This window comes from Centipeda sp. (in: firmicutes) (genome assembly GCF_057271695.1).
Window position 1 is genome coordinate 1 of the sequence record NZ_DBHIVL010000080.1, and the last position, 10409, is coordinate 10409.

Annotated in this window: 9 protein-coding genes; 8 read left to right on the forward strand and 1 reads right to left on the reverse strand. The window is 57.7% G+C overall.

What is annotated here, in order from left to right:
- Positions 1-58: 58 nt before the first annotated feature.
- Positions 59-1723 carry an NAD(+) synthase gene (gene nadE / locus ACO6BQ_RS10605; RefSeq protein WP_489120848.1) on the reverse strand — a complete coding sequence of 555 codons (1665 nt, stop codon included), beginning with the start codon at positions 1721-1723 and terminating at the stop codon, positions 59-61.
- An 86-nt stretch (positions 1724-1809) separates the two neighbouring features.
- On the opposite strand from nadE, the gene thrC reads away from it, so the two are divergent.
- From thrC to ACO6BQ_RS10645, 8 genes are all read left to right on the forward strand, one after another.
- The gene (thrC, locus tag ACO6BQ_RS10610; RefSeq protein ID WP_489120849.1) at positions 1810-3300 is read left to right on the forward strand and encodes a threonine synthase; all 1491 of its coding nucleotides are present in this window, start codon (positions 1810-1812) and stop codon (positions 3298-3300) included.
- Positions 3301-3422: 122 nt separating this feature from the next.
- Positions 3423-3548 (forward strand): secretion protein HlyD, encoded by a 126-nt coding sequence (locus ACO6BQ_RS10615; RefSeq protein ID WP_489119540.1) that lies wholly within the window; start codon positions 3423-3425, stop codon positions 3546-3548.
- A gap of 37 nt (positions 3549-3585) precedes the next feature.
- Entirely contained in the window at positions 3586-5205 is a 1620-nt protein-coding gene (pckA, locus tag ACO6BQ_RS10620; RefSeq protein ID WP_489120850.1) for a phosphoenolpyruvate carboxykinase (ATP), read from the forward strand.
- A gap of 233 nt (positions 5206-5438) precedes the next feature.
- Positions 5439-7505 carry an ATP-dependent DNA helicase RecG gene (recG, locus tag ACO6BQ_RS10625; protein ID WP_489120851.1) on the forward strand — a complete coding sequence of 689 codons (2067 nt, stop codon included), beginning with the start codon at positions 5439-5441 and terminating at the stop codon, positions 7503-7505.
- Between the two features lie 82 nt (positions 7506-7587).
- A complete protein-coding gene (gene dapB / locus ACO6BQ_RS10630) occupies positions 7588-8376 on the forward strand; it encodes a 4-hydroxy-tetrahydrodipicolinate reductase (RefSeq protein WP_489120852.1) in 789 nt (262 codons plus the stop codon).
- 21 nt (positions 8377-8397) lie between these two features.
- Entirely contained in the window at positions 8398-9429 is a 1032-nt protein-coding gene (locus tag ACO6BQ_RS10635) for an aspartate-semialdehyde dehydrogenase (RefSeq protein ID WP_489120853.1), read from the forward strand.
- Between the two features lie 317 nt (positions 9430-9746).
- On the forward strand, positions 9747-9917 hold the full coding sequence (locus tag ACO6BQ_RS10640) for a type II toxin-antitoxin system HicA family toxin (protein ID WP_489120854.1): 171 nt from the start codon (positions 9747-9749) through the stop codon (positions 9915-9917).
- Positions 9918-9941: 24 nt separating this feature from the next.
- Positions 9942-10238: a type II toxin-antitoxin system HicB family antitoxin gene (locus ACO6BQ_RS10645; protein WP_489120855.1), complete on the forward strand. Its 297-nt coding sequence runs from the start codon at positions 9942-9944 to the stop codon at positions 10236-10238.
- Positions 10239-10409: the final 171 nt, after the last annotated feature.

The window sequence follows — 10409 nt, forward strand, 5'->3', positions numbered from 1 at the left end:
GAAAAAATCTACGCCAATCTGACGGACTTCATTTTATCAGCGATTCCTTTATTTTGTTTTATTTCTGGAGCAGCTTCTCTTTCAATGCGCGATAACGAATCGTCTCATATGCACCAATCTGGGACTCGGGATGGTCGCTGCCGTAGGCACGTCCGCTGACGGACAGCAGCGGCGGTGACTGGATGCGCTTTGCGACTGCCATGCCCGTATAGAGCCTCCACCAGCGTTCGAGGTCGGCGATAAAGTCTGCCGTCGTCGGGAAATATGCTGCGACAAGCCCTTCCGCACAGCCGATCTGTGCTTCGAGTGTGTTTTTGGCATAGTATTCCAGAATTTCCTCGGGCGTTTCATTGTTCTCTGCAAAGGCGCGGAAGAGATGGTCGTGGTAGGGGTAGCGGATGGGGTCGCCCTTGCCCTCGTCGACGTTCTGCGCGTCGGAGAGTTCGGCACTCGGTACGATGTCGATGATGCCCTGCGGGACGACCTCGCGCCCGTAGACGCTATTGTTCAGATAGCGTGCGAGGTCGTAGACCTGATACTTCCAGAGGTCGGCGAGCGCACAGAGGAAGCCCGCCTGATCGCCGTAGAGGGTCGCGTAGCCGACGGTGGACTCCGCCTTGTTCGCGTTGCAGGTAAAGCCCGCGCCCCATGCGGCGGCGAGGGCGGAGAGGACACGTCCGCTGCGGTCGCGTGCCTGCATATTCTCGCGCACGAACGAGGAGATCGTGAGGTGCTCCCCCTCTGCCGCACATTTCCCCATGATGGGAACAGTCGTGAGCTGATCGACCGTGTGCGTGACACTCTCCTCGATGGGGACGATCATGTGGCGGCAGCCGAGATTGTCCGCGAGCTGTGCGGCAAGCCCCTTCGTTGTTGCCGAGTTGAAACGGCTCGGCATATTGACGAGCAGGACGTTCTCCGCGCTGATCGCATCGACGTAGAGGGCGGCGGCGACGGCAGAGTCGATGCCGCCCGAGATGCCGATGACAACGCGCTCCATACGGATGCGTGCAAGGAATTTTTGAACGGCATAACGCAGCATGCGATGAATGGGGACGATTGATTCCTCGGCATGCTGTGTGACGGCGGGGGGAAGCTGCGCGGTGTCAATAACGCTCACGCCCTCAGTATACGCGGGCGATATCAGTACACGTTCGCCCTTTTCGTTAAATGCGTGTGCTCTGCCCGGGAAGGCGTAGACGGTCTTGCCCTTGTCCTGTAAGCCGAGCGTATTGACATAGAAAATGGCACTGTACTTTTCGCGTGCCGTCTCTGCGAGTGAGCCTGCACCGAAGCAGATGGGGAAGGGCGATGCGTCTGCGGCGAGAATGATATTCTCATTGGGCAGTTCATAGAGAAGCGGGGCAAAGGTGTTTCCTGTGCCGTGGAGCGGTGTTTGTGCCACCTCGCGCAGCACGCCGTCCCGCGCCTCCATCAGCGTGCGGCGCACGCCCGTGCAGCTGTCCGTCTGTGCGGCGTTTCCAAAGACAACGGTGATGCCCTCTGCGGCAGCAGCAATCTCCTCGGCATAGTCCGCGAGGTCGCGCAGGAATGCGGACTGCTTCCATACACCGCCGAGGAAGAGCCCCGAGAGACTGAGCGCGGGAAAAAGTGCGAGGTCGGCGTGTGTTGCTTTTGCTTCCGCAATTTTTTCACGCATATGTGTTGCGTTCAGATCGGGGCGACCGGGAATGACCTCCATGGAGATCAGTGCAATTTTCATAGGGAATGCTCCTTAGGTTTGATTTTTATTCCATAGAAATGGTATAATTCAGTGATATAAGTATAGCACACATCATTCGCGAAAGGATGTATACAATGGATTATTTTAGCACGCGAGGTGCGTCGGAGCGCACTTCCTCCGCTGCGGCAATTCTCAAGGGGCTTGCCTCGGACGGCGGGCTCTTTGTCCCCGCATCGTTCCCGCAGATGACGCTCGCCGAGATCGAGGCACTTGTGCCGCTCTCCTACGAGGAGCGTGCCGTACGCATCCTTCGCCTCTTCCTAACAGACTATACAGAGGATGAATTGCGCGGCTGCGTAGAGCGTGCCTACGGGCATACGTTCGATGATGTGCGGCGTGCGCCCGTGCGGACGGTCGGGGAGCTTGAGGTGCTCGAGCTCTGGCACGGACCGACGAGCGCGTTTAAGGACATGGCTCTGCAGCTCCTGCCGCAGCTGATGAGTACGGCGCGTGTGAAGGAGGGGGAGCGGGACACGATCCTCATCCTCGTTGCAACCTCGGGCGATACGGGGAAAGCCGCGCTTGAGGGATTTGCCGATACCGAGGGCATCCGCATCATGGTGTTCTATCCCGACGGCGGTGTCAGTCCCGTGCAGCGGCTTCAGATGGTGACGCAGACGGGGGCGAATGTCTCCGTTGTGGCGGTGCGTGGGAACTTTGACGACGCGCAGCGCGGGGTCAAGGAGATTTTCGGCGATGCGGCGATGGCAGACGAACTCGCTGCGCTCGGCACAAAACTCTCCTCGGCGAACTCGATCAACTGGGGGCGGCTCGTGCCGCAGATTGTCTACTATTTCAGTGCCTACGCCGACCTCATCGGAGAGAAGAAGATTGCGGTGGGTGATGCGGTGAATTTCACCGTTCCGACGGGGAACTTCGGCAACATTCTCGCGGGCTACTATGCAAAGCGCATGGGGCTGCCCGTCGGAAAGCTTGTCTGCGCGTCGAACGCGAACAATGTGCTCACGGACTTCCTGCAGACGGGCATCTATGACCGCAAGCGTGATTTCTATCAGACAATGTCGCCGTCAATGGACATTCTCGTATCAAGCAACCTCGAGCGTCTGCTCTATCATCTGACGGAGGATGCGACACAGGTTGCTGCGTGGATGCAGGAGCTCACAGAGGTCGGAAAATATGACGCATCCGCGCTGCTCTCCGCGCTCCGTGAAAATTTCTGGGCGGCGTTCGCGGACGATGCGGAGACAGAGGCGGAGATTCGCGCAGTGTACGAGCGTACAATGTATACGCTTGACACACATACGGCGGTCGCCTATCGTGCGGCGGAGGACTATCGGCGTGCGACGGGCGATGTGCGTCCGATGGTCGTGCTCTCAACGGCAAGCCCGTACAAGTTCGGTGCGAGTGTGCTCCACGCGCTCGGTGAGGATACGGCGGGCTTGGATGAGTTCGCGCAGATGGAGCGTCTGCACGCGCGGAGCGGGATGGATGTTCCTGCACGCCTTGCGGCTCTGCGTGCGGCAACGGTGCTGCACGAGGGCATCTGCGGCAAGGATGAGATGTCTGCGGCTGTGCTCGCGTTCGCCCGTGCATAAGAAAAAGCACGGAAACAATAAAAATTTCGCAAAAAAAGCAGGATTTCCAGACTATGTGAAGAATCTACATTAAAGTATGTTAGGGAATCACTGATAAAATGAAGTCCATCAGATTGGTGTAGATTTTTTGTCCTGTCAAGGAGACAAACCGGACGCATAGCAGAGGCTATGTGGAGGATTTGTCGACGCAGAGAGGGCGAAAAAGATGCACCAAGATGATTGGGCTGAATTTATCAGTGCTTCCTTAGTTCATGAACCAATCTTTTTGGGGAAAGAGGTTATACTATGGCAACGATTGATTTGACACAGTACGGCATTACGGGAACGACGGAGATTGTCCACAACCCCGACTTCGATCAGCTCTTCCGTGAGGAGCTGCGTCCCGATCTCGAAGGCTATGAGCGCGGACAGGTGACGGAGATGGGCGATGCCGTCAATGTTATGACGGGAATCTACACGGGACGTTCGCCGAAGGACAAGTACATCGTTGATGATGATACGTCGCGTGAGACGGTCTGGTGGACCTCCGACGCGTACAAGAACGACAACAAGCGTGCCTCCCAGAAGGCATGGAACGCCGTGCGCGACATTGCGATTCGTGAGCTGTGCAACAAGCGCCTCTTCGTCGTCGATGCGTTCTGCGGTGCGAATGTCAATACGCGCATGTCCGTCCGCTTCATTATGGAAGTACCTTGGCAGGCGCATTTCGTCACGAATATGTTCATCCGCCCGACGGAGGCGGAACTGAAGGATTTCAAGCCTGACTTTGTGGTCTACAATGCGGCAAAGGCACGGGTCATGCACTTCGGCGATCTCGGTCTCAACTCCGAGACGGCGGTCATGTTCAACCTCACGAGCCGTGAGCAGATCATTGTCAACACGTGGTACGGCGGCGAGATGAAGAAGGGGATGTTCTCGATGATGAACTACTACCTCCCCTTGAAGGGCATCTCCTCCATGCACTGCTCGGCGAACACGGACAAGCAGGGGCAGAACACGACACTGTTCTTCGGTCTCTCGGGCACGGGCAAGACCACGCTCTCGACGGATAACGAGCGTCTCCTCATCGGTGACGATGAGCACGGCTGGGATGATGAGGGCGTGTTCAACTATGAGGGCGGCTGCTATGCAAAGGTCATCAACCTCGACCCCGAGGCTGAGCCGGACATCTATCAGGCAATTCGCCGCAACGCGCTCCTTGAGAACGTCACGGTCGACCTCGCAGGCCGCGTGGACTTTGCGGATAAGACCGTCACGGAGAATACCCGTGTTTCGTATCCCATCAACCACATTGAGAACATCGTGCTCGGACATGTCGCAGACAAGTCCGCAGGTCCGCACGCAAAGCACGTCATCTTCCTCTCGGCAGATGCGTTCGGTGTCCTGCCGCCGGTCTCCATCCTGACACCGGAGCAGACGAAGTACTACTTCCTCTCGGGCTTCACGTCGAAGCTCGCGGGTACGGAGCGCGGTATCACCGAGCCGACGCCGACGTTCTCGGCATGCTTTGGGCAGGCGTTCCTCGAACTCCATCCGACGAAGTACGCAGATGAGCTCGTCCGCAAGATGGAGGAACACGGCTCGCGTGCCTATCTTGTGAACACGGGGTGGAACGGTACGGGCAAGCGCATCTCCATCCAGGATACGCGCGGCATCATCCACGCCATCCAGGACGGCTCGATCGACAGCGCACCGACGAAGAAGATCCCGTATTTCGACTTCGAAGTTCCGACGGAGCTGCCAGGTGTCGATCCGAAGATCCTCGACCCGCGTGACACCTATGCAAGTCGTTCGGAGTGGGATGAGAAGGCAAAGGATCTCGCTGAGCGTTTCATCAAGAATTTCAAGAAGTACGAGGGCAACGAGGGGGGGCGGGAGCTCGTTTCTGCGGGCCCCAAGCTCTAGGGAATCGCTGATAAAATGAAGTCCGTCAGATTGGCGTAGATTTTTCGTCCGAACAAGGAGGCAAACCGGACGCATAGCCAAAGCTATGTGGAGGATCGAGGGCACAGTGCGGGCAAAAAAGATGCGTCAAGATGGCGGTGCTGAATTTATCAGTGCTTCCCTAAGGTGTATTTGCTCGATAGAAAAAGCTGCCGCAGATGCGGCAGCTTTTTTGATAACGGAAGGGAGGCACGATGCACCTCACAGACAGCATCAACAAGGTGCGCGGTGTCGGTGTGAAAAAGGCGGCGGCATTCGCACGTCTCGGCATTGGGACGGTGTATGATCTCCTGACGTATTATCCGCGCACCTACGAAGATCAGAGCCGCGTGACCCCCATCGCAGATCTTTGCGTCGGGGAGCGTGCAACCGTCCTCGGCGTGATTCAGCAGGTGGCGGAGCGTCCGACGCGGCGGCGCGGTTTTACGGTGCTAACGGCACTTCTCGCCGACGGGACAGGTTATGCACAGGCGGTATGGTTCAATCAGCGTTTCCTCAAATCAAAGCTGCGTGAGGGGCTGCGCATTCTCCTCTCGGGCAAGGCGGACTATGCCTATCAGGGCAGCGGGCAGCTTGCTCTCTCGCAAATCACATCGTTTGACATCCTCGGTGGACAGGATGCGGCGGATGAACACCTCGGCATCCTGCCCGTCTATGCGGCGACCGAGGGGCTGACGCAGAAGCAGCTGCGGCAGATGATGACGTATGCGCTTGCGCAGACGGTGGATGAACTGGAAGAGAACCTGCCGCAACGCATTCGTGAGGAGTACCGTCTCATCGGACGCAGGGCTGCCTTCCAGCGCATTCATTTTCCAAAACAGGAGGAGGAACTGCGTGCGGCGCGGCGACGGCTTGCGTTCGAGGAGCTGTACCTCATCCAATGCGGCCTGCTCGCGCTCAAGAAGCGTACGGCAGAGGAGCAGGAGGGAATCGCACATGCGGCGAACGGGGCATTGGTCGCACGCGTGCTTGCAGTACTGCCCTTTGCACTGACCGACGATCAGGAGAAGGTGTGGGCGGAAATCACGCGCGATATGGAGTCGCCGCTGCCGATGCGCCGTCTCGTACAGGGAGATGTCGGCTCGGGCAAGACGGCAATCGCTCTGCTCGCGCTCGTCAAGTGCGTGGAGAGCGGTTGTCAGGGAGCACTGATGGCACCGACGGAGATTCTTGCACGTCAGCATTATGACACGCTGCGCGAACTCCTTGCACAGCTCGGTGTGCGCGTGGGCTTCCTCTCGGGGCGGCTCACGAAGAAGGAGCGCACGGCAGCTGCGGCGGCACTTGCCGCGCATGAGATTGACATCGCCGTCGGGACGCATGCACTGATTCAGGACGGTGTATCATTTGATTCGTTGGGACTTGTAGTGACGGATGAGCAGCACCGCTTCGGTGTGGCACAGCGGGCGGCACTGGAGAAAAAGAGTACCGTAATGCCCGATGTGCTAGTTATGACCGCGACCCCGATTCCGCGCACAATGACGCTCACGGTGTATGGTGATCTCGATGTCTCGCGCATTGAGCACCTGCCGCCGGGACGGCAGCCCATTCGGACATTTCTGCGCGATGAGCGGGCGCGCGACAAGATTTATGCCTTTGTCCGCAAGGAAATCGAGACGGGGCGGCAGGCGTATGTCGTCTGTCCTCTGATCGAGGCGAGCGAGGAGAGCAATCTGCCCTCGGTGGAGGAGGTCTATGAGGAGCTGTCCCATGGCATCTTTCGCGGGATTCCCTGCGGGCTGCTCCACGGACGCATGAAGTCTGCGGAGAAGGAAGCGGTGATGGAGGGATTCTACGCCGACCGCATCAAGCTGCTTGTCTCGACGACAGTGATCGAGGTCGGTGTGAACGTGCCGAATGCGAGCATCCTCGTTGTCGAGCACGCGGAGCGGTTCGGACTCTCCCAGCTGCACCAACTGCGCGGGCGTGTCGGGCGCGGCCCCTACGCCTCCTACTGCATTCTCATCGCGGGGCGCAGTGCCGCCTCACAGGAGCGGCTTCAGGTCATCGAGCGGACGAGCGACGGCTTTCGTCTCGCCGAGGAGGATCTGCGCCTCAGAGGTCCCGGGCAGTTCTTCGGTGCGATGCAGCACGGGCTCGGCGACCTCAAGATCGCAGATGTGCTCGCCGATATGGATCTTCTGCTGCTCGCCCGCCGAGCCGCTCTCGCAACGCTTGACGATCCCGCCGCATTCTCCTTTGTCCTGCCGACACTCATGCGTCAGTACCGCGAGCGTTTCGCGCATATGCGGGAGGTCTGAGGGTGAAATACGCTTGTATTCCTTGACATACGGGGATTCTCTGGGCTAGAATAGGTCATACTGTATTTGGGAGGAGATTGCCTTGACAAAGGTTTTGGTAAATGGCGCGGCGGGTCGCATGGGACGTGCGGTGCTGAAGGCTGTGATCGACGATGCAGAGTTGGAACTCGTCGGTGCGGTGGATATCACAGGCAGTGCGGACGCGGGAGAGCTTGCGGGGACGGCGAAGAACGGCGTGCTCGTGGAGACGGATCTCGCGGCGGCACTCGAACGGCTGCATCCCGACGTGATGATCGACTTCACGCGTCCCGATGTCGTCTATGGGAATGTCCTCACGGCACTTGCGCACAAGGTTTCGCCCGTGGTCGGCACGACGGGGCTGACCGAGGAGCAGAAGGCAGCGATTAAGGCGGCGGCGGACGAGAACGACACGCCTGCATTCATCGCGCCGAACTTTGCCATCGGTGCGGTTTTGATGATGCTGATGAGCCGCATGGCAGCAAAATATATGCCTGAGGTCGAGATCATCGAGCTCCATCATGACAACAAGCTGGATGCGCCTTCGGGGACAGCGGTGCAGACGGCGGCGATGATCGCCGAGGTGCGTGAGGCACATGCACAGGGGCATCCCGACGAGGAGGAGAAGATCGCGGGGGCACGCGGCGCAGAGTATGAGGGCATGCGGATTCACAGCGTCCGTCTGTCGGGCTATGTCGCGCATCAGGAAGTCATCTTCGGCGGACTTGGGCAGACCCTCTCGATCCGCCACGATTCGCTGAACCGTGAGTCCTTTATGCCGGGGGTTGTGCTCGCGGCGAAGAAGGTGCGCGGACTCACGTCGCTCACGGTTGGACTGGACAAGCTGTTGTAAGGGATAGTAAGGGAGTACATCATGAAGAAATATCGTGTTGCCATCCTCGGCGCAACGGGTGCCGTCGGTCAGGAGTTCCTGAACCTCATCGAGGAGCGCAAGTTCCCGTTCTCGGAGCTGCGTCTGCTCGCGTCCAGCCGCTCGGCGGGCAAGAAGATCGCCTTTATGGGCAAGGAGTATACCGTACAGGAGACGACGGCCGATTCCTTTGCGGGGATCGACATTGCCCTTTTTGCGGGCGGTGCGGCAAGCAAGGACTTTGCTCCCTACGCTGTCAAGGCGGGTGCTGTCGTCATCGACAATTCGAGTGCGTTCCGCATGAATCCCGAGGTGCCGCTCGTCGTGCCTGAGGTCAACCCCGAGGCAATCAAGAAGCATAAGGGCATTATTGCCAATCCGAACTGCTCCACCATCATCATGGTGATGGGGCTAAAACCCCTCTACGATATTGCGAAGATCCGCCGCATCGTCGTCTCCACCTATCAGGCGGTCTCGGGCGCAGGCAAGGAGGGTATGGCGGAGCTTGAGGAGCAGGTCGCGGCACTGTCCTCGGGCAAGGACGCACAGGCGAACATCCTGCCCGTCGGCAAGCTGCCGAAGCACTATCCGATTGCGTTCAACCTGATCCCGCAGATTGATGTCTTCATGGACAACTTCTACACGAAAGAGGAGATGAAGATGATCGACGAGACGAAGAAAATCATGGGGGACGACAGCCTGCGCATCACGGCGACCACCGTGCGCGTGCCCGTCTACCGCAGCCATGCCGAGTCCGTCAACGTCGAGTTCGAGAGCGAGGTATCGCTCGATGCGGCACGCAAGGCAATTGCGGCGTTCCCGGGCATCGTCCTGCGCGACAACCCGTCGGAGCAGGAGTATCCGATGCCGCTCTTCACCTCCGGCAAGACCGATGTCGAGATCGGCCGTCTGCGCCGCGATGAGTCGGTGGACAACGCACTGAACTTCTGGATCTGCGGCGACCAGATTCGCAAGGGCGCGGCACTCAACGCACTCCAGATTGCAGAGTACATGATCGCACACGAACTCGTTTGAGAAGTACACTTTAGGGGGCTGTTGTGCGAAGGCAAAGTTGTCTTCGCACAACAGCCTTTTTTGCCGGGCGTGAAAAAACGTTGACGCTGACATGGGAAGTATTTATAATTTGAAATGAGGGGGCGGTAGAAATGCCGATGACACCAAGGGAAGCACTGATAAATTCAGCCCAATCATCTTGGTGCATCTTTTTCGCCCTCTCTGCGTCGACAAATCCTCCACATAGCCTCTGCTATGCGTCCGGTTTGTCTCCTTGACAGGACAAAAAATCTACACCAATCTGACGGACTTCATTTTATCAGTGATTCCCAAGACAAATGATACGCCTGTTGGAGAAGAATGGCTTTCGCAAAGCGGCATCAAGTTCCGGCTCTCATCAAAAAATGTGGAATCCGCTGACAAGAACAACGACAGTTGTTCCGATTCATACTGGCACATTGGGGAAGGGCTTGGAACATAAGATTTTGAAACAAGCGGGTCTGATATAATGGTGAATGTTGGAGGTGGTGGCAATGAAGCATTATTATCCTGCGGTCTTCGAGACTGCCAAAGAGGGGGGCTACACGGTGACCGTTCCTGATATTGAGGGGTGCTTCACAGAGGGGCGAACGCTGGAGCAGGCCATGTGGATGGCACAGGATGCGATTGGTTGTATGTTGGAGGGCACGGATGAAAAGGACTACCCGTGCGCCCGCAGTGTAAAGAGTGTAGATACATCAGAATTTGCGGATTGTTTTGTGACACTCGTGGAGTTTGATCGGCAAATCTACGAGCAGCGTTGTCGGGATATATCGATTGCGCGTGAGTAGCTGGCGGCACTGGCATAAGAGCCGCATAAAAGTACCATATTGTGCGGACAAGGGCATCTGGACAAGGTGCCTTTTTTATGTGCAAAAATCGTGAGAAAATCGTACGAAGAATGTAGGGGAAGCACTGATAAATTCAGCCACGCCATCTTGACGTATCTTTTTTGCCCGCAC

Coding starts and splice junctions, on each gene's coding strand:
- nadE (WP_489120848.1), bottom strand. CDS start 1,723: ATGAAAATTGCACTGATCTCCATGGAGGTCATTCCCGGTCGCCCCGAT.
- thrC (WP_489120849.1), top strand. CDS start 1,810: ATGTATACAATGGATTATTTTAGCACGCGAGGTGCGTCGGAGCGCACT.
- pckA (WP_489120850.1), top strand. CDS start 3,586: ATGGCAACGATTGATTTGACACAGTACGGCATTACGGGAACGACGGAG.
- recG (WP_489120851.1), top strand. CDS start 5,439: ATGCACCTCACAGACAGCATCAACAAGGTGCGCGGTGTCGGTGTGAAA.
- ACO6BQ_RS10635 (WP_489120853.1), top strand. CDS start 8,398: ATGAAGAAATATCGTGTTGCCATCCTCGGCGCAACGGGTGCCGTCGGT.
- ACO6BQ_RS10640 (WP_489120854.1), top strand. CDS start 9,747: ATGATACGCCTGTTGGAGAAGAATGGCTTTCGCAAAGCGGCATCAAGT.
- ACO6BQ_RS10645 (WP_489120855.1), top strand. CDS start 9,942: ATGAAGCATTATTATCCTGCGGTCTTCGAGACTGCCAAAGAGGGGGGC.